This is a genomic window from Streptomyces sp. RFCAC02 (assembly GCF_004193175.1).
Taxonomy (GTDB): domain Bacteria; phylum Actinomycetota; class Actinomycetes; order Streptomycetales; family Streptomycetaceae; genus Streptomyces.
Genome location: NZ_SAUH01000001.1, coordinates 5,324,509 through 5,342,530 on the forward strand (window position 1 = coordinate 5,324,509; position 18,022 = coordinate 5,342,530).

Sequence of the window (18,022 nt, forward strand, 5' to 3'; positions counted from 1 at the left end):
GGCGCGGGGCGCGTCCCGGAGACGGGGGGCGTCCCCCACCTCATGTTAGGTATACCTTACTTGGCCGGTTCCGGCTGTTCCCGCTGCTCAGGCACGGGCCGGCGCGTCCCCGGCGGCCCGCACCGGCTCCGCACCGCCGCCCGACGCCACGACCCGTTCCTCGGCCAGGACGCGCCGCGCCTTCCGCCGCGTCACGAGGACCCCCGTCACCGCCAGCGCCCAGAACGGGTACTGCACGAGCCACGCCAGCCGGAACGCGTCGAACGTGTACCCGCCCGCCGCGTCCAGGACCACGCCCACCAGGAACAGCACCGCGAGCGACGCGCTGAACCCGCCGATGTTCACCATGCTCTGCGCCACCGCGAACGACCGCGGCGGGTTCGACGTCCGCGCGATGTCGAACCCGACCACCGAGCCGGGACCGCCAGCCGACAGCACGACCACGAGCACCACGAGCAGCCACAGCGGCGCGGGACCCGGCAGCGCCAGCACCGCCGTCCACGCGCTCGCCGCCGCGCCCGCCACCCCGAGCAGCAGCCACGACCGCCGCCGGGGACACCGCGTCGTCAGCACGCCGAGCACCGGCCCTATCCCCATCGCGCACACCACGAACAGCGTGAGCAGCGCGCTCGCCGCCCCGGACGAGAGGCCCTGCGCCGACACCAGGTACGGCACGCCCCACAGCAGCGAGAACACCGTCATCGGGAACTGCGTCACCATGTGCCCGAAGAAGCCGAGCCGTGTCCCCGGCCGCCGCCAGATGACCCGGAGCTGCCGCAGGATCTCCCGCGCGGAGACGGGGTCGCGCGCGGGCACCCGCGCGCCGGCCGGCGCGTCCCGCACCACCGCGACCGCCAGCACGCCGCCCAGCAGGCTCAGGGCCGCCGCCGACCCGAACGCCCCCGGCCAGCCCACGCCGTGCAGCAGCGCGAGGAACGGCATCGCCGACAGGATCTGCCCGGACTGCCCCAGGATCATCGTGATCTGCGTGATCAGCGGGACCCGCCGCGCCGGGAACCAGCGCGGCAGCAGCGCGAGCACCGCGACGAACGTCAGCGCGTCGCCCGCCCCGACGACCACCCGCCCCAGCACGGCCACCGGCACGCCCGGCGCCAGCGCCATCAGGAGCTGGCCGCACGCCGTGACGGTGCCGCTCACCGCCACGGTCCGCCGCGTCCCCCACCGGTCCACGATCAGCCCGGCCGGTATCTGCATCGTCAGGTAGACGATGACCTGCACGAACACGAAGACCGACAGGGCCGTGGGGGAGACGCCGAAGTGCTCGGACGCGTCGAGTCCCGTCGCGCCGAGCGACGTCCGCTGCATCACCGACAGCCCGTACGCCAGCACCCCGACCGCCCAGACGGCCCAGGCCCGCCGGCCTCCCGCCGGTGCGCCGCTGTCGGGGACGGCCGTGGGCGACGGCGAGGACATGCCACTCCTCGGGAGGATCGGGCGGATGCGGTACGACCATCGTAGAACCGTGCGGTCCGTCGGGGACGAGCGGGTTCAAGTCGCCGAAACCACCGCCAACGGGGTCGGACCGGGGCTCTTCTCTCCCGCGGAGTGGCGCCTGCCACAATGCCCCCGTGGAGCAGCGAGCATTCAGCAGATCGGGACAGCAGGTGTCCGTCGTCGGCCTCGGCACCTGGCAGCTCGGCGCCGACTGGGGACAGGTGGACGAGGACGACGCGCTCGCCGTCCTCGACGCGGCCGTCGCCTCGGGCGTCGCCTTCCTCGACACGGCCGACGTCTACGGCGACGGCCGCAGCGAGCGCCTCATCGCCCGCTACCGGGCCGCGCACCCCGACGCGCCCCTGCTGGTGGCCACCAAGATGGGCCGCCGCGTGGCGCAGGACCCGGCCAACTACCACCTCGACGCGTTCCGCGCCTGGACCGACCGCTCCCGCGCCAACCTGGCCGTGGACACCCTGGACCTGGTGCAGCTCCACTGCCCGCCCGGCGAGGTCATCGCCTCCGACGCGGTCTTCGACGCCCTCGACACGCTGGTCGCCGAGGGCCGCGTCGCCCGCTACGGCGTCAGCGTCGAGACCTGCGACCAGGCGCTCGCCGCGATCGCGCGCCCCGGCACCACCAGCATCCAGATCATCCTCAACCCGTTCCGCCTCAAGCCCGTCGAACGGGTGCTGCCCGCGGCCCGCGAGGCCGGCGTCGGCATCATCGCCCGCGTCCCCCTCGCCTCTGGCCTGCTCTCCGGCCGCTACACCGCCGACACCGTGTTCGCCGCCGACGACCACCGCACGTTCAACCGCCACGGTGAGGCGTTCGACCAGGGCGAGACGTTCTCCGGTGTCGACTGGGCGACCGGCATCGAGGCCGCGGCCGAGTTCGCCGCCCTCGCGCCGGCCGGTGCCACGCCCGCGCAGACGGCGCTGCGGTGGATCATCCAGCAGCCCGGCGTCACCACCGTCATCCCCGGCGCCCGTTCGCCCGAGCAGGCCCGGGCGAACGCGGCCGCCGCCGACCTGCCGCCCCTGCCCGCCGCCACGCTCGACGCCGTCACCGGTCTGTACGACCGGCGCATCCGCGAGCAGGTCCACCACCGCTGGTGACACCGCGCGTGCCCCGGCGGGCACGGCATGGCGGGATTCGCCCGCATGGCTATACGGTTTCCGTAGGTATGAGCGCATTGGCGGCGCGAGGCGTCCCGCGCCCCCGGGCGCGGTGAGAGGGAAGCACACGATGGACCGACCCGAAGGCGACATCGTCCCCGGGGCCGACACGGCCTCGGCGGTGGTGGACGCCCACGGCGTCGTCCGGGCCTGGAGCCCGGGCGCCGAGCGGCTCATCGGCCGGCCGGCCCGCGAGGTCGTCGACCGGCCCGCCGCGCCGCTGCTCGCCCAGGACGTGTCCGCGCTCGCCCGCCGCTGCCTCGCCGAACGGGCCGCCTGGCACGGCCGGGTCGCCCTGCGTCACGCGGACGGCCGTGCCGTCACCGCCCGACTGGTCGCCGCCCCCTCCGTCGACGGCGCCGGCGAGACGCGCTGGCTGCTGACCGCCTCGCCATGGCAGCGCGTCGAGGAGCACCTCCGCCTCCTCGAATGGGCCTTCGACCAGTCGGGCAACGCCCTCAGCGTCTACGACACCCAGGGCCGCATCCGCTGGACCAACGCCGTCTCCCTCGAACGCATGGGCGTGGACCGCGACGTGGCGATCGGGCGCGAGACCGAGGACCTGCTGAGCACGGGAGGGTCGGGTGTCGCGCCCGACGCCCCCTTCCTCACCAGCAGCCCGCACATCGCCGAGGCCATCCGCCGCGTGGCCGAGGTCGCCCGCGACGCCGGCCGGCGAGGCCGCCGCCAGCGGCTCGAGTTCAGCACCGCCGACGACCCCGCCACCCCCGAGAACATCACCTGGGCCGTCGACATCTCCCCGGTCCGCGCCCCGGACGGCGAGGTCCGCGGTGTCTTCGCCGCCTCATCGGACATCAGCGACCAGGTCGCAGCCCGCCGCCGCCTCGCCCTCCTCAAGGAGGCCGGCGACCGCCTCGGCAGCACCCTGGAGGTCACCCGCACGGCCCAGGAGCTCACCGACATCGTCGTGCCCGACCTCGCCGACTTCGCGAGCGTCGAACTGCTCCCGCAGGTCACCGGCGGCGGCGAGCCGCCACCGTCCCTCTCCCGCGGCGAGATCCGGCTGCGCCGCGTCGCCCACCAGTCCCTCACCGAGGGCATCCCCGAGGCCGTCGTCGCCCGCGGCGACACCTACGTCCACCGGGCCGACTCGACGACCGTCCGCTGCCTCACCGAGGGCCGCGCCATCATGGCCGACAGCAGCGACCCCGACTTCGACCGCTGGTCCGGCGAGGACCCCGAGCGCGACGCGATCACCGAACGGTTCGGCTTCCACTCCGCGATGATCGTGCCGCTGCGCGCCCGCGGCACGGTCCTCGGCACCGCCCTCTTCCTGCGCAACCGCGCCGCTCCCTTCGTGCGCGACGACCTCCTGCTGGCCGAGGAGCTGTGCGCCCGCGCCGCCGTCAGCATCGACAACGCCCGCCGGTACGCCCGCGAGCGCGGCACGGCCCTCGCCCTCCAGCGCAGCCTGCTGCCCCAGCGGCTCCAGGGCCACGCCGCCGTCCGCGTCGCGTCCCGCTACCGGCCGGCCGGCAGCCGCGCCGGCGGGGTCGGCGGCGACTGGTTCGACGTCGTCCCGCTGTCCGGCACCCGGGTCGCCCTCGTCATCGGCGACGTCGTCGGCCACGGGCTGCACGCCTCCGCCACCATGGGCCGGCTGCGCACCGCCGTCCGCACCCTCGCCGACGTGGACCTGCCGCCCGACGAGCTGCTCACCCACCTCGACGACCTCGTCTCCCACCTCGCCGAACAGGCCGGCGCCATCGACCCGGCCGCGAGCTCGGTCGGCGAGATCGGCGCGACCTGCCTGTACGCCATCTACGACCCGGTCTCCCGGCGCTGCGTCGTCGCCAGCGCGGGCCATCCGCCGCCCGTGATCGTCGCCCCGGACGGCACCCCCGTGCGCATCGACGTCACGCCCGGCCCGCCGCTCGGCGTCGGCGGCCTGCCGTTCGAGGCCAGCGAGGTCGAACTGCCCGAGGGCAGCCTCGTCGCCCTCGCCACCAACGGCCTCCTCACCCCCCGCGACCGCGCCTTCGACACCGGGCAGCACCTGCTGGAGGAGGTGCTCGCGGGGCCTTCCGAATCCCTGGAGGACGTCTGCGACGCGGTGATGAGCGCCCTGCTCCCCGACAAGCAGACCGACGACGCCGCCCTCCTGGTGGCCCGCACCCGCGCCCTCGACGCGGAACACGTCGCCACCCTCGATCTGGCCGCCGACCCGTCCGTCGTCGCCCGCGCCCGCAAGGCCGCCGCCGACCAGCTCGTCGCGTGGAACCTGCCCGACGCCGCGTTCATCACCGAACTCGTCGTCAGCGAACTCGTCACCAACGCCATCCGGCACGCCGCGCCCCCCATCCAGCTCCGCCTGATCCGCGGCGAGTCGTCCCTCATCTGCGAGGTCTCCGACAGCAGCAGCACCGCCCCCCACCTGCGGCGCGCCCGCACCTACGACGAGGGCGGCCGGGGTCTGCTGCTCGTCGCCCAGCTCACGCAGCAGTGGGGCACGCGCCAGACGGCCACGGGCAAGACGATCTGGGCGGAGCAGCAGCTCGGCGGCCCGGTCGGCTGACGCGCCCCGCGCGCACCCCGGCCCGCCACCGGACAGAACTTATGATGAGCGGCATGGCTGCCCGGCGATGTCCACGACTCCGGTGCATAGCGGCGTACCGCCCCCCGTACGCCCCGCACGCGCCGTCCCAGGAGTCGCACCCGCATGACCGCACACCGCTCCCCCCAACGCCGTGCCGCCCGGTTCGCGGCCGGTGCCGCCCTCGTCCTGCTCACGGCCTGCGGCGGCGGTGACGGCGCCCCCGCAGCCGACGCCACCCTCGACGCCGCCGGCGGCCCCGAGCCCCGGCACAACGCGGCCGACGCCGCGTTCCTCCGCGCGATGATCCCGCTGCACCGGGAGGCCGTGGAGCTGGCCGGGCTGGCCCCCGGCCGCGCCGCCACCACCGACGTGGACGACCTGGCGGGCAGGGTCGTCGCCACCCAGGAACCCGAGATCGCCACGATGACCGACTGGCTCGCCGACTGGGACGAACCCGCCCCCGACCCCGGCGCACCGGGCGACGACGCGGTCGACGAACTGAGCGCCACGGACGGCGAGGCGTTCGACGCCGCCTTCCTCACCCTCATGATCGACCGGCACGAGACGGCCGTGGACCTCGCCGGCACCGAACTGTCCGGGGGCGTCCACGAACCCGCCCGCGAGCTGGCCGAGGCCGTCATCACCACCAGGACCGCCGAGATCGGCGCGATGACCGCGCTGCTGAACGACATCACGGGCTGACGCCCGGCAGGCCGCGCGCGGCGGCGGCCCGGTCAGGCGCCAGGGAGGTCGCCCCGCGCCGCCTCGTCCTCGTACGTCTGCATCGTCCGCACGAACAGGGCGCGCTCCGCGGGCGTCAGCGGCTCGAACGCCTTGCGCCAGGCCGCGGAGCCGTTCGCGAGCCACCGCTCGATGGCCTCCCGCGTCGCCGGCTCCTCCGTGAGCGCGACGATGGCCCGCCGCCGGTCCGCCGGGTCGGCGCGCCGGTCCAGGACGCCCTGCCGGCTGAGGTCGCTCACCATGAGGCTCACCGTCGTCGGCGCGACCTCGAGGCGCTCCGCCAGCTCCCCGACCCCCATCGGCCCGTCGAACAGCAGATACGCCAGCAGCGACAGGTGGCGCGGCGCGAGCCGGGCCGACCGCAGCCGCTCCGGCAGCGGCGTCCGCTTCAGCCGCCCGATCACCCGCGGCATGTGCAGCAGCATCGCCCGCACCGCCTCGTCGGTGCCGAGACCCGCCCGCTCCCCGCCGTCCGCCGCCATTCCGTCACCTCTGCTCCGCGGGCGCGCCGCCCGCGCCCACCCGTCCGGTCACCGTACCCGAGGACCCGGTCCGTACCGGTTTCGCGGGCGGGGTCGTCCACCCGGGCGCGCACCGGTAGAGTCCCCGGCCATGGACGAGGACGCGCGCACCCTCCTGACAGCCGTGGTCATCGCCGCACTGGCCGCGCTGGCCGTGGGCTGGTTCCTGCGGGCACACCTGGCGGACCGGTCCCGCCGCCGCCTCCAGCGGTTCTTCGGCCTGCCCGACAACTCCGAGTGCCTGCTCGTCGTCGGCAGGGACACCGGCACGGACGGCTCGGTGGCGCGCGACGACGTCTTCGCCCTCATCGAACTCGCCGCCGTCATCAAGAACTGCGGGGCCAAGGCGCAACTGCTCTCCGGCGAGAGCGCGCGCCAGGGCTTCGGCGAACGCACCGAATTCTGCATCGGCGGCCCCATGACCAACCGCCGCATGGCCGCCCACCTCCACAGCCTGCTGCCCGGCGTCATGGTCAACACCGACAGTGAACCCGGCCCGGACCGCGGCGCGTTCCTGATAGGCAGTGAGCGGTACCGGCTGGAGAACGGCTCGGTCGAACACGTGCTGCTCGCCCGGCTGACGGCGGGCCAGGAGGGCCGCCCCGTGTTCCTCGCGTGCGGCCAGAAGTCGATCACGAGCCAGGCCGCCGCCCGCTACCTCGCGAAACACCACACCCGCCTGGCGCGCAAGCACGGCTCGGGCGGCAACTTCTGCCTTCTCCTGCGCGTCGTCAACTCACAGGCGTACGGCCCCGACGTGGTCGAACTCGTCGCCGACGTGACGCGCAGCGCGACCACCCCGGGCCCCAAACTCGCCAAATCCGCGGGAAACTGACCGAGCCGGAGCTGTGGCGGCAAGGATCTCAGAGGCGTACTACACGTGCCCTGCCCTGGGTGCGGAAGCCCAGCGCGTGCCGATAGATCTCAGGCATGCGATAGCGGCCGTCTGTGTCCCTGCTCAGGGCTCCCCATTGCCGGAGAGCATCCACATCGTCGGTCCCCAGCCCCAGATCAGCCGTCTCGAACGGCATCTTCACGGAGTCGGCGTAGGTCGCCATGTGCCGCAGCAGTCGTCCGAGACGGGGATTCTCCTGGCGGATCTCGTCCACCTTCGCCCGACTGCACTCACCCAGCGCCCGCCGCATGGCGGATGGGGTCAGCAATCTGTCCGACCAACGGCCGTCTCCGATCGATGCCGCGGCTGCCTCGCAGATGAACCGGACGACGTCACGGGCCTGGATCTGTCCGTTGAAGTCCGCGAGCGCCGCGGGAACCCAACGCTCCGTCCATGCCTCGCGTGACCGATCCGTACCCAGCTTCGCGCCCCATAGCGGGGTGAGCGCCTCGACGATCTCGTCATAGACCATGTCCGCGATCGGGGTTCTTGGTTCCGGCACCGCCTCGGAACCCGCCGCGACCCACAGGGCGAGACGCAGTGCGTCCTCGGTCTCCCAGCGCAGCTCGTAGGGGGAGTAGCGATCGAGGAACTGGCCGAGATTCTGCTTGATGGCCGCGCGCACCAGGTCCTGTCGAACGAAGACCACGAGACCGAAGCGGCGGTTCCGGAGCCGTCGCAGCCATGCCGGGACATCGATGAGCAGGGTCCGCAGGCAGACGCGCTTGGGTTCCGTATCCAGTGACTCCAGCCAATCCTCAAGGCCGTCCAGGACGAAGAGGCGCGCTGGGAGGTCCGAAGGGCCGTCCAGGCCCTTTCGCACGAGGAACTCCGTGGCCGGCTCACCCTTTTCGGCGCCCGCTGCCCAGGCGAGGGACTCCAGCCAGCGGGATCGCCAGAACTCCGGATCGTCGGCCCGTGCGTCACGGAGGGCGGCACTGAGGAGGTCCTTGATTCCCTCCGCCGTGGCTCCCCGTCCGTCGTGCGCCGCGCGATCGCGCAGATCCTGGGGGGACAGGGTGCCAGTCCTGGGTTCGGCGATATTGGCCGGGTCGAGCACCGGAACGATCGTGGCGGACCGCTCGACGTCCTGACCGTTCTCCCGTGCGAAAGTCTCCCAGGAACCGGCCGCGCACATCCGCATGAAGGAGAACGTTTTGCCGGAGCCTTTCGCGCCGGTGACGATCACCACGGGAAGATCGGTGCTGTGATCGGCGATGAGCCGACGCACCGGCTCGGTGGTGAGGAAGCCGAGCCCCTCGTCCATCCCGCGTCGCTCGGCAAAGACCAGACGGCCCGCCGCCTCCTGCAGCTGCCGTCGCCGCGCGTCCAGGGAGGACGGTTCTTCCGCGAGTGCCCCGGTGTCGAACTCGCGGCTCGGCGCGAACTCGGCCACCGTCTGCGGCAGGCCGCAGCGCCGGATCACGTCCACCACTGCGTCCCAGCCCTGCGGGAGCGCCAGCAGTTCCTCACGGAATGGACTCAGCGAGGGCTCCGTCAGTACCTGCTCATCGACCGCCAGATCGTCGGGAGCGGAGTCGTCGGCTTCGGCCAGGGCGATAGTGGAGGAGAGCGCTGCGGACAGGCTTCGCCGCGCCGCGTCCGCATGACCGTCATGGACGTCGAGCCGGTACTGGGTGATGATCGCACCGGGGGTAGGATCGGCTCCGGCGACAGCCGGGGACTGGGCACCCAACTGCCGGATCATCGCCTCGGTGCCCTGGAGGGACTGACTGCTGACCGTGGTGACGAAAACTCTCGTCACTCGTGGGTCGAGCAGCACGGGCGCCGCCAGTTCGGAGGCCCCGGCCCGCAGATCCATGACGACGGTGTCGGCATCGGCGGCGACGGCGAGCGCTGTGATGGCCTCGGTGAGGAAGTACGGGGACCGGTCCTCGGTCAGCAGATCGGCCGGACTGATGCGGGGCGGCCCGAGAGCCGTCCGCCGGCTCGCCGGCAGTACCGTCACGCGGCCTGTCCCCGGGTAGTGCGACACCCGTTGGTTGGGCAGGTAACCGGCGGCGATCTCGACCGCCTGCGTCGGATCACCATCCTGCGACGCATGCAGCAGAGCCAGCACATCCTCGTACGCGATGTCGCAGCGTCCACCCTGCGCCTGATACATCCACGTGATCCCGGGCGCCTCCAGATCGGCGTCGATCAGCAGCACGCGCTGCCCCTGGGAGGCGAGGAGATCGGCCAGTGCGACGGCATGCAGGGTCCGGCCCACGCCGCCCTTGAAGGAATGGAAGGCGATCAGTTGAGTGTTGTCCGCGAACTGCGCCGGTGCCGGGCGGGGGAGGACATCGGCGAGTGCGGAGGTGACACGCCGTGCACTGAGCCTCGGCCGGCGCGCAGCCACATCGATGGACTCCGCTTCGACGAGACGGATGGGCAGTCCATGGGGAAGGAGAGATGGTGGGCGGTCCAACGCCAGTTCGGGTTCCTCCGGGGAACCAGTGGTCGATCCGAGGCCGAACTGACCGTCGAGCCAGTCGCGCACCGTGTCGCTCCCGGTACCCGGCAGGACGGTGAGCTCCAGGCCGTCCCACCACGCGTCGGCTTCAAGCAGCCACCGGGGCCATTGGCCGTCGACGGCCGCGCCTGCCAGCCGGTCGTCCACGTCCACCCAGGTGAAGAGCTTGTCGGACATGGCGTTCATGCTCCCTTCCGGACGTTCCGAAGCAGCGACTTCAAGGCTTCCACCGCAGCCTTCTCATCTTCGGCGCGCAACTCCGCACCGTAACGCCATGCCTCGTGCAGTTGATGACCCTCGACGAGGGTGCCTGCCCTGTGCCGATGACAGCGCAGCGGGTCCCCATCCGGTGACGGAGCACGGAGGTTGAGTGCCTTGGCGAGGCGACGCAGATCATGCGTACGCAAATACGCGGGCAGCCCGGATGTGTCTCTGCGTTGCAGGATGCTGTGCAGTACCTCGGCCTTCAGGCCGCACTCCGCGGCGTAGAAGAACAGCAACCCACTGATCGCGCTCTCCCCTGCCTCCTCGGCCGCCCGGCCTTGCCTGGCGAGCCGTTCACGGCTCCGTCGCAGCTCGCTGACCCCCACGTCCACCACCGGACCAGGCTACTGGCTCGAGACTGGGGATCCGACCGGACGACGATGCTGTGCGGGCGGGGTCAGTCGCCGGCGATCTCCGCGTAAACCTGCGAGAGTTCGGGCGAGCCCGTGTCGGCCCAGTCCTGGCCGGCCGACACGACGTCGATCTCGCGGCCCGACGCCATCACCACGACCGGTCTGCCGTCAGGACCCGGCTCCCAGCGGGCGCCCGGCACCGTGCGCACCAGCACCGTGCCCAGGTAGAGCCCCGCGTCGTTGCCGAGCCAGGGGAGTTCCTCCGGGTCGTCGCGCCAGCGCGGCAGCAACTGGTCGAGCGCCTCCAGGGACACCGGCGTGTCCCCGAGGACCACGCCCTCGCGCTGCGCGCGGTCGCGCAGCAGCTCGCACTCGGAGAGCAGCTGAGCAACCCCTTCGGGGTCCGGCCAGGAAGCACGCACGGCCGTGGTGGTGGAGTGCTTGCGCCAGTTGTCCAGGAAAGGGATGTTCATGCCCCCAAGAATCCCATTCCCGCGCCCGCCCGCACCACAGGCACGCGTCACTACTTGTTCACAGTTCCGGTCATCTCACACGTCCAGATCGACGACGACCGGCGCGTGATCGGATGCGCCCTTCCCCTTCCGCTCCTCGCGGTCCACGTAGGCGTCGCTCACGGCCCCGGCGAACGCGGCGTTGCCGTAGACGAGATCGATGCGCATGCCCCGGTTCTTCGGGAAGCCGAGCTGCCGGTAGTCCCAGTAGGTGAACGGCCGGTCGTACTTCAGCGGGCGCGGCATCACGTCGGTCAGACCGGTGCCGCGCAGCGCCGCGAGGGCGGCGCGCTCCTCGGCCGTCACATGCGTGGCGCCCTCGAAGAGGGAGATGTCCCACACGTCGGCGTCCTCCGGGGCCACGTTGAAGTCGCCGAGGACCGCGAACGGCGCGCTCCCCGCCGCGTCAGCCTCCACCGTGTCCCGCAGCGCGGCGAGCCACCGCAGCTTGTACGCGAAGTGCGGGTGGCCGACCTCCCGGCCGTTCGGCACGTACACGGACCACACGCGCACCCCGCCGCAGGTGGCGGCGACCGCGCGGCGCTCCGCCACCCCGTCGTACTCGGGGCAGCCGGGGAAGCCGTGGGTCACCCCGTCGAGGCCGACGCGGGAGACGACGGCCACGCCGTTCCAGCGGCCGTCGGCGTGGACCGCCGCCTCGTACCCGGCGGCGCGGAGCGTGTCGGCGGGAAAGGCGTCCGTGTCGCACTTGAGCTCCTGCAGGCACAGCACGTCCGTGCCGGTGCGCTCAAGCCAGGACAGCAGCCGCTCGCGGCGGACGGTGATCGAGTTGACGTTCCAGGTGGCGATACGCATGGGGACACTTCCGGACGGGCGCGGCGGTGCGCGGCGGGGGAGTCAGACGGTGACGGACGTGCCGGGGGCGATCCGGTCGTAGACGGTGGGGGCGACGCCGACCCCGTCGGGGCCGAGCATCCTCGTGAAGAGACCGAGGCCCGTGTCGTTGAGGAGGCCGTCGTGCACGGCGTAGGCGTGGTCGGCGCCGACGGCGCGCACGTAGTCCACGACCTCGGAGAGCTTGTTCCACGGGGCGTGGACGGGCAGCAGCAGCGTCCGCACGGGCCGCTCGGGGACGGTCAGCGCGTCCCCGGGGTGGAAGAGGGCGCCGTCGTCGATGACGTATCCGACGTTGGTGATGCGGGGGATGTCGGGGTGGATGACGGCGTGCAGCTCGCCGTGGACCTCCACGGAGAAGCCGGCGGCCTCGAAGGTGTCACCGTGACCCACGGTGTGGACCCGGCCGGGGAAGGCGGCGGAGAGCTGGTCGGCGACGCTGCGCAGCGTCCACAGCTCGGTGGCGGGCGACCCGTCGAGGACGGCCCGCAGCCTGCCCTCGTCGAAGTGGTCCGGGTGCTCGTGCGTGATCAGTACGGCGTCGGCGCCGGCGGCGGCGTCCGGCTCGCTGAACGCCCCGGGGTCGATGACGAGGGTGCGCCCCGCCCGCGTGAGGCGTACGCAGGCGTGTCCCTTCTTGGTGAGCTCCATGCGCGCCATTCTGCTACGGGCGACTGACAGCCGCCCGCAGGGCCTGTCCGGCGGCCCCGCGCGCCCTCAGGACGCGGGCGGGACGGCCGGACGGGCCCCGGCGCCCGCGTCACGGCTCGATGCCGGCCCGCGCCTCGCGCCGGTGGTCGCGGAACGCGTACACGCGCCGCGCCATCGCGAACAGGGGGATGACCGCCCCGAGCACGAGCTGCAGCGAGCAGCCGGTCTGCAGCATCAGCAGGCCGCCCGGCGCGTCGAACGCCCAGGCCGTGAGCAGGGCCATGCTCAGCACGATCCACGCCAGCATGCCCACGGCGAGCGTGCCGCGCGGCTTGGGGTACTCGACGCGGCTCACCATCAGCCACGCGACGCCGACGATCGCGAGCAGCGTCGGCGTGAACGGCAGCTCCAGCAGCACGATCGACACGACCGTGAGCGCCCCGAAGGGGCTCGGCATGCCCTGGAAGACGCCGTTCGGCATGGTCACGATGCTGAAGCGCGCGAGTCTGAGGACGACCGCGAGCAGGACGACCGTGGCGGCCAGCGCGGACAGCGGCTCGTGCACGTCCCCGACGACCATGCCCCACACCAGCACGAAATAGGCCGGCGCGAGACCGAAACTGATCAGGTCGGACAGGTTGTCCAGCTCGGCGCCCATGGGGGAGGCGCGGAGTTTGCGCGCGACGAGGCCGTCGCACAGGTCGAAGACCGACGCGAGCAGCATCAGCAGGACGGCGGTCGCGGCGTTGTTCCGCACGACGCCGGCGTCGCCGCTGTTGGTGAGGTGCGGGATCAGCACACCGGTGGTCGTGAAGTAGACCGCGAGGAAGCCGCAGGTGGCGTTCGAGAGGGTGAGGGTGTCCGCTATCGACAGCCGCATCGACAGCGGCATGGCGTCCTCGGGTTCCTCCCCCTCGTCCGCGTCGGCGACCCAGGCCGCCGACGCGTTCCGGTCAGTCACGGTCAAGGCGTGTCACTCCCGCCGTGGTGTGCTGTCCGACCTCGACGGCGGGCTCGATCCCCTCCGGCAGGTACACGTCCACCCGGGACCCGAAGCGGATGAGACCCACGCGGTCGCCCTGCTCGACCTTGCAGCCCTGCGGCACGTACGGCACGATCCGCCGCGCGACGGCACCGGCGATCTGGATCATCTCCAGGTCGCCCAGCTCGCTGTCGAACCGCCAGACGACGCGCTCGTTGTTCTCGCTCTCCTTGTCGAACGCCGGGACGTAGCCGCCCGGGATGTGCTCGACGGAGGCGACGGTGCCGGCGACCGGCGCGCGGTTCACGTGCACGTTGAGCGGGCTCATGAAGATCGCGACCCGGGTCCTGCCGTCCGGCCACGGCATGATGCTCTGCACGACGCCGTCGGCGGGGCTGATGACCCGGCCCTGGCCGATCTCCCGTTCCGGGTCGCGGAAGAACCACAGCATGCCCGCGGCCAGCGCGGTCGCGGGGACGGCGACGGCGGCCCAGCGGCCGGACCGGCGGGACTTCACCAGGCTGACACCGGCGGCCGCCACGGTCGGCAGCAGCCAGGGGGACGCGCCGCGCGCCAGACGCACCCGGCGGCCCGGACGGGGAGAGGAGCGGTAAGGCATGGAAGACCTTCGTAGCGGGGAAACCACGCCTTTCCGAAGCGGCGCGGCTGAGACGATGCTATAGGTTTCAGGCGGCAACTCGGCAAGCCAGCGGGCCGGTAGGGGCGCCGGGCATCGCGGAACGCGGCGTGCAAAGAGGACATTCGCCCCGGCGCGCGGTGCCGGCCCGTCAGGCCGCGCCGCGCGGCCGTCAGGCGTGCGAGCAGGGCTTTTGCCCCCGGCGGCCGGTCCGGGCCGCCCGGTGTGACGAATACCGCGGACGGGGTGCAATTCCGAGTCGCCCCGCCGGGCTTCCCAATGTTTGGCAAAGAGATCGGCGAAGGGTTTCGCGAAGTATTCCGGCCATCGGAAGTCGCTGTTCCGGACGGGGGGATTGCGCGGCACTCACCCGAATGCCCCCGCCGCCGGCGGCACGGCCGCCCGCCGTGGAAATCCGCCGGTCCCGGCCGCCCGGATCAGCCCGCGGCCGGCGGCTCGAACACCGCGGTGCGCCGCAGCCCGGCGGCCCGCCCCTTGCCCGCGATGACGAGGGCCATCTTCCGGCTCGCCTCGTCGATCATCTCGTCGCCCAGCATGGCGGCGCCGCGCGCCCCGCCCTCGCCCGACGTGGCGTACGCGTAGGCGTCGAGGATCAGTTCGGCGTGGTCGTAGTCCTCCTGGGCGGGCGAGAAGATCTCGTTGGCCGCCTCGACCTGCGCCGGGTGCAGGACCCACTTGCCGTCGAACCCCAGCGCGGCCGAGCGGCCCGCGACCTCGCGGAAGCCGTCGGTGTCGCGAACTCGCAGGTACGGTCCGTCGATGGCCTGCAGCCCGTGCGCCCGGGCGGCGAACAGCAGCCGCATCAGGATGTAGTGGTACGCGTCGGCCGGGTACCCCGGCGGCTGCTCGCCGACCGCGAGGGACTTCATGTTGATCGACGCCATGAGGTCGGCCGGGCCGAACACCAGCGTCTCCAGGCGCGGGGACGCGGCGGCGATCGCCTCCGCGTTCACCAGGCCCTCGGCGCTCTCGATCTGCGCCTCGATCCCGATCCTGCCGACCGGCAGCCCGCTCGCCCGCTCCACCTGCGTGAGCAGCAGGTCGAGCGCCCGCACCTGCGCGGCGTCGGCGACCTTCGGCAGCATGAGGCAGTCCAGGTGCGCGCCGGCCCCCTCGACCACCGTGATCACGTCGCGGTACGTCCACGGGGACGTCCAGTCGTTGACCCGTACGACGCGCGTCCTGCCGCCCCAGCCGCCCTCGGTGAGCGCCGCGACGATCCGGTGCCGCGCGTCCTCCTTCGCGAGCGGCGCGCACGCGTCCTCCAGGTCGAGGAAGACGAGGTCGACGGGCAGGGTGCGGGCCTTCTCGATGAAGCGCGGGTTGCTGCCCGGGACCGCGAGGCAGGAGCGCCGCGCCCGCTGCGGACGCGACGGCGCGGTGGCGGACGGGGCGGGCACGGTCATGGGCGTGGCCTTCCGGGAGCGGCGTGCGGGCGGAGGGTGCGGTGCGCGGGTCAGCCGGCCGGCCCGGCGAGCGCCCGCTCGATGGTGCGCATGACCTCGTCGAGGGGGGCGTTCGTCCTGGCCACGGCGACGACGACCTCGCCGCTCCCCGCGACGGCTGCGGTGGCGGCACCGCCGGACGACGCGGCGATCACCGGCAGCGCGCCGAAGGTCCGCCGGACGATCGCGAACGCGTGGTCCAGCTCGGCCTCCACGTCGCCCTCGCCGCCGCGGCGCAGCCAGCGCCGCAGGACGTGGTTGTGCGCGGTGACGACGGCCCCGGCGGCGACCTCGGCGAGGAGGGGCTCGTCCCCGTTGTGGGACTGCTCGTCGAACTGCCCCAGCAGGTAGCGGGTGAACAGCCGCTCGTACCGGGAGACGGAGGCGATCTCGCGTTCGCGCAGCGTCGGCACCTCGCGGGTGAGGCGGTAGCGCTGCACGGAGACCGCGGGGGACGCCGCGTACATCCGCATGACCTGCTTGATGCCCCGGCACACCGTGTCGATGGGGTGCTCGCGGGCGGGCGCCGCCGCGAGGACGGCCTCGACCCGCACCAGCGTGTCGTCGTGGTCCGGGAAGATCGCCTCCTCCTTGGACCGGAAGTGGCGGAAGAACGTGCGCCGCGCGACGCCCGCGGTGGCCGCGATCTCGTCCACCGTGGTCGCCTCGTAGCCCTTGCTCGCGAACAGTTCCATCGCCGCGGCGGCGAGCCGGCGGCGTACCTGGAGGCGCTGCGGCGAACTGGGCTGTCGGGCGGACTTCAGCGGAAGGGCCATGAGGCGAACGTACTCCATGCCCCCGGCGGGGTGCGCGGGCGTTCCGCGCGGCCGGGGTCGCCCGTCAGGGGCGGGAGCAGCGGATCTCCTCGACGGGTTCACCGGCGACGGTGAAGGTGCGGGTGGCGGCGGGGTCGGGGGTGAATCCGGCGCGGGCGTAGAAGCGGCGGGCGCGGGCGTTGCCGGTGAGGACCCACAGGCGGACGCGGTGGTGGCCGCGCGTCTCCAGGCCGTGGAGCGCGGTCGCGCACAGGGCGCGGCCGAGTCCCGTGCCGATGAGGGAGGGGCGGATGTAGAGGGCGCGGAGTTCGCCCCAGCCGCCGCCGTCGGGGTCGGGCGCCGGGCCGTCGAGCGCCGGGTCGGGCCGGTAGGGGCCGAAGGACGCCCAGCCGGCGACGCCGCCGTCCGGTCCCGGGCCGGCGTCGGCGACGAGGTGCGCCGGGGCGCCGCCCCGCGCGAAGCTGTCGCGCATGCCGTCCGCCCAGGCGGCGGGGTCCATGGCGTCGAGGTAGGAGCGGGGGACGAGTTCGGCGTAGGCGTGGCGCCAGCCGGCCGCCCTGACGCGGGCCACGCCTTCGGCGTCGGACGCGGTGGCCGCGCGGATGACGTACTTCACCTTCCCTGGGCGCATACGGTGCACGGTAGTTGGGGTCAGGGCGCGGTGTCCCGCGGTTTGCCGCGGGGAGGCGCGGAACGATGCTCCGCCCCTACGATGGGCGGCGGTCCCGCCGGCCGGGACCGGGGAGAGTTGGGCTGCGGGAAGGGGAACTGTCCGTGTCCGTCGATGTGTCCGGCCGAGGGGCGCTGCCCCCGGCGTTCCTGGCCCCCGGGTCGTCCTCGTTCCTCGATTTCCTCGCGCGGCACGCGCCCGGGGCGCTGCCCGGCGGGCGGCCCGTGCCGCGGGTGCGGGACGCCTCCGCGCTCCCGCACGGCACGACGATCGTGGCCGTCGCGTACGAGGGCGGCGTGCTGCTCGCGGGCGACCGCCGGGTCACGGCGGGCGGCCGGATCGCGCACCGCGGGACGCGGAAGGTGTTTCCGGCGGACGAGTTCTCGGCGGTCGCGATCTCCGGCACGGTCGGTCCCGCCGTCGAGATGGTCCGCCTGCTGCAGCTAGAACTCGAGCACTACGAGAAGGTCGAGGGCGTGTCCCTGTCCCTGGCGGGCAAGGCGAACCGGCTCAGCGCCATGGTCCGGGGCAACTTCGGCGCCGCGATGGAGGGGCTCGCCGTCATCCCGCTGTTCGCCGGGTACGACACGGCGGCCGGCCGGGGGCGGATCTTCTCGTTCGACGTGATCGGCGGGGTCTCGGAGGAGCACGGCTTCGCCGGCACCGGCTCGGGTTCGGTCTTCGCGCTGGGCGCGCTGAAGAAGCTGCACCGGCCGGGGATGGACGAGGAGGCGGCCGTCACGGCGGCGCTCCAGGCGCTGTGGGACGCGGCCGACGAGGACTCGGCGACGGGCGGCCCGGACACGGCGCGGGGGCTGTACCCGATCGTCGCGCTCGTGACGGACGACGGGTACCGGGAGGTGCCCGAGGCGGCCGTCGAGGAGTGGTCCCGCGCGGTCGGCGCCCAGCGCGCCACCGACCCGGACGGCCCGAAGGCGGCCGTGCCGTTCGCCTGACGGCGGGGGCCGTGCCCCCGAGGGCGCACGGCCTGTCGGCAACGGCCGTGTTCGTCCGGGCTCCGGGCGGGGGCGCC

General features: G+C 73.3%; 17 protein-coding genes. 5 read left to right on the plus strand and 12 right to left on the minus strand.

Annotation, left to right across the window (positions count from 1 at the left end):
• Nucleotides 1-87: 87 nt before the first annotated feature.
• A complete protein-coding gene (locus tag EMA09_RS24630; protein ID WP_129843155.1) occupies nucleotides 88-1,434 on the minus strand; it encodes an MFS transporter in 1,347 nt (448 codons plus the stop codon).
• A gap of 155 nt (nucleotides 1,435-1,589) precedes the next feature.
• Between EMA09_RS24630 and EMA09_RS24635 the strand changes: the two genes are divergently transcribed.
• The 3 genes from EMA09_RS24635 to EMA09_RS24645 all read left to right on the plus strand — a co-directional run bounded on the left by EMA09_RS24635 (nucleotide 1,590) and on the right by EMA09_RS24645 (nucleotide 5,892).
• Nucleotides 1,590-2,573, plus strand: coding sequence for an aldo/keto reductase (locus tag EMA09_RS24635; protein ID WP_129843156.1), 984 nt, complete (start codon nucleotides 1,590-1,592; stop codon nucleotides 2,571-2,573).
• Between the two features lie 130 nt (nucleotides 2,574-2,703).
• Nucleotides 2,704-5,169, plus strand: a complete 2,466-nt coding sequence (locus tag EMA09_RS24640) for a SpoIIE family protein phosphatase (RefSeq protein WP_129843157.1) — start codon at nucleotides 2,704-2,706, stop codon at nucleotides 5,167-5,169.
• 144 nt (nucleotides 5,170-5,313) lie between these two features.
• Entirely contained in the window at nucleotides 5,314-5,892 is a 579-nt protein-coding gene (locus EMA09_RS24645) for a DUF305 domain-containing protein (RefSeq protein ID WP_129843158.1), read from the plus strand.
• 32 nt (nucleotides 5,893-5,924) lie between these two features.
• Here the strand turns inward: EMA09_RS24645 and EMA09_RS24650 are convergent, their stop codons facing one another.
• Nucleotides 5,925-6,413, minus strand: a complete 489-nt coding sequence (locus EMA09_RS24650; protein ID WP_129843159.1) for a MarR family winged helix-turn-helix transcriptional regulator — start codon at nucleotides 6,411-6,413, stop codon at nucleotides 5,925-5,927.
• A 130-nt stretch (nucleotides 6,414-6,543) separates the two neighbouring features.
• Between EMA09_RS24650 and EMA09_RS24655 the strand changes: the two genes are divergently transcribed.
• Nucleotides 6,544-7,287, plus strand: a complete 744-nt coding sequence (locus tag EMA09_RS24655) for a hypothetical protein (protein ID WP_129843160.1) — start codon at nucleotides 6,544-6,546, stop codon at nucleotides 7,285-7,287.
• A gap of 28 nt (nucleotides 7,288-7,315) precedes the next feature.
• On the opposite strand, the gene EMA09_RS24660 is transcribed toward EMA09_RS24655, so the two are convergent.
• The 10 genes from EMA09_RS24660 to EMA09_RS24705 form a co-directional block, all read right to left on the minus strand.
• Complete coding sequence (locus tag EMA09_RS24660; RefSeq protein ID WP_129843161.1) at nucleotides 7,316-10,000, minus strand: AAA family ATPase; 2,685 nt, start codon at nucleotides 9,998-10,000, stop codon at nucleotides 7,316-7,318.
• Nucleotides 10,001-10,005: 5 nt separating this feature from the next.
• Nucleotides 10,006-10,422 (minus strand): hypothetical protein, encoded by a 417-nt coding sequence (locus tag EMA09_RS24665; RefSeq protein WP_129843162.1) that lies wholly within the window; start codon nucleotides 10,420-10,422, stop codon nucleotides 10,006-10,008.
• Nucleotides 10,423-10,484: 62 nt separating this feature from the next.
• Complete coding sequence (locus EMA09_RS24670) at nucleotides 10,485-10,913, minus strand: DUF6278 family protein (protein ID WP_129843163.1); 429 nt, start codon at nucleotides 10,911-10,913, stop codon at nucleotides 10,485-10,487.
• A 75-nt stretch (nucleotides 10,914-10,988) separates the two neighbouring features.
• Nucleotides 10,989-11,768: an exodeoxyribonuclease III gene (locus EMA09_RS24675; protein ID WP_129843164.1), complete on the minus strand. Its 780-nt coding sequence runs from the start codon at nucleotides 11,766-11,768 to the stop codon at nucleotides 10,989-10,991.
• A 42-nt stretch (nucleotides 11,769-11,810) separates the two neighbouring features.
• Entirely contained in the window at nucleotides 11,811-12,458 is a 648-nt protein-coding gene (locus EMA09_RS24680; RefSeq protein WP_129843165.1) for an MBL fold metallo-hydrolase, read from the minus strand.
• 109 nt (nucleotides 12,459-12,567) lie between these two features.
• Nucleotides 12,568-13,425: a CDP-diacylglycerol--serine O-phosphatidyltransferase gene (pssA, locus tag EMA09_RS24685; protein WP_129843166.1), complete on the minus strand. Its 858-nt coding sequence runs from the start codon at nucleotides 13,423-13,425 to the stop codon at nucleotides 12,568-12,570.
• Nucleotides 13,412-14,059, minus strand: coding sequence for a phosphatidylserine decarboxylase (locus EMA09_RS24690; protein WP_129843167.1), 648 nt, complete (start codon nucleotides 14,057-14,059; stop codon nucleotides 13,412-13,414). Before EMA09_RS24690 ends, pssA begins: the two co-directional genes overlap by 14 nt.
• Before the next feature lie 455 nt (nucleotides 14,060-14,514).
• Nucleotides 14,515-15,504 carry a CoA ester lyase gene (locus tag EMA09_RS24695; protein WP_129843168.1) on the minus strand — a complete coding sequence of 330 codons (990 nt, stop codon included), beginning with the start codon at nucleotides 15,502-15,504 and terminating at the stop codon, nucleotides 14,515-14,517.
• Between the two features lie 50 nt (nucleotides 15,505-15,554).
• Nucleotides 15,555-16,337, minus strand: a complete 783-nt coding sequence (locus EMA09_RS24700; RefSeq protein ID WP_129843169.1) for a TetR family transcriptional regulator — start codon at nucleotides 16,335-16,337, stop codon at nucleotides 15,555-15,557.
• 46 nt (nucleotides 16,338-16,383) lie between these two features.
• Entirely contained in the window at nucleotides 16,384-16,950 is a 567-nt protein-coding gene (locus EMA09_RS24705) for a GNAT family N-acetyltransferase (RefSeq protein ID WP_129843170.1), read from the minus strand.
• Nucleotides 16,951-17,093: 143 nt separating this feature from the next.
• Here EMA09_RS24705 and prcB point away from each other — a divergent pair, with 143 nt between their 5' ends.
• Nucleotides 17,094-17,945 (plus strand): proteasome subunit beta, encoded by an 852-nt coding sequence (gene prcB, locus EMA09_RS24710; RefSeq protein WP_240796552.1) that lies wholly within the window; start codon nucleotides 17,094-17,096, stop codon nucleotides 17,943-17,945.
• The last annotated feature ends 77 nt before the right edge of the window (nucleotides 17,946-18,022 follow it).

Bases quoted from the DNA above. Each gene is read 5' to 3' on its own strand.
- EMA09_RS24630 (WP_129843155.1), bottom strand. From the start codon at position 1,434: ATGTCCTCGCCGTCGCCCACGGCCGTCCCCGACAGCGGCGCACCGGCG.
- EMA09_RS24640 (WP_129843157.1), top strand. From the start codon at position 2,704: ATGGACCGACCCGAAGGCGACATCGTCCCCGGGGCCGACACGGCCTCG.
- EMA09_RS24645 (WP_129843158.1), top strand. From the start codon at position 5,314: ATGACCGCACACCGCTCCCCCCAACGCCGTGCCGCCCGGTTCGCGGCC.
- EMA09_RS24650 (WP_129843159.1), bottom strand. From the start codon at position 6,413: ATGGCGGCGGACGGCGGGGAGCGGGCGGGTCTCGGCACCGACGAGGCG.
- EMA09_RS24655 (WP_129843160.1), top strand. From the start codon at position 6,544: ATGGACGAGGACGCGCGCACCCTCCTGACAGCCGTGGTCATCGCCGCA.
- EMA09_RS24660 (WP_129843161.1), bottom strand. From the start codon at position 10,000: ATGTCCGACAAGCTCTTCACCTGGGTGGACGTGGACGACCGGCTGGCA.
- EMA09_RS24670 (WP_129843163.1), bottom strand. From the start codon at position 10,913: ATGAACATCCCTTTCCTGGACAACTGGCGCAAGCACTCCACCACCACG.
- EMA09_RS24675 (WP_129843164.1), bottom strand. From the start codon at position 11,768: ATGCGTATCGCCACCTGGAACGTCAACTCGATCACCGTCCGCCGCGAG.
- EMA09_RS24680 (WP_129843165.1), bottom strand. From the start codon at position 12,458: ATGGAGCTCACCAAGAAGGGACACGCCTGCGTACGCCTCACGCGGGCG.
- EMA09_RS24690 (WP_129843167.1), bottom strand. From the start codon at position 14,059: ATGCCTTACCGCTCCTCTCCCCGTCCGGGCCGCCGGGTGCGTCTGGCG.
- EMA09_RS24695 (WP_129843168.1), bottom strand. From the start codon at position 15,504: ATGACCGTGCCCGCCCCGTCCGCCACCGCGCCGTCGCGTCCGCAGCGG.
- EMA09_RS24700 (WP_129843169.1), bottom strand. From the start codon at position 16,337: ATGGAGTACGTTCGCCTCATGGCCCTTCCGCTGAAGTCCGCCCGACAG.
- EMA09_RS24705 (WP_129843170.1), bottom strand. From the start codon at position 16,950: ATGCGCCCAGGGAAGGTGAAGTACGTCATCCGCGCGGCCACCGCGTCC.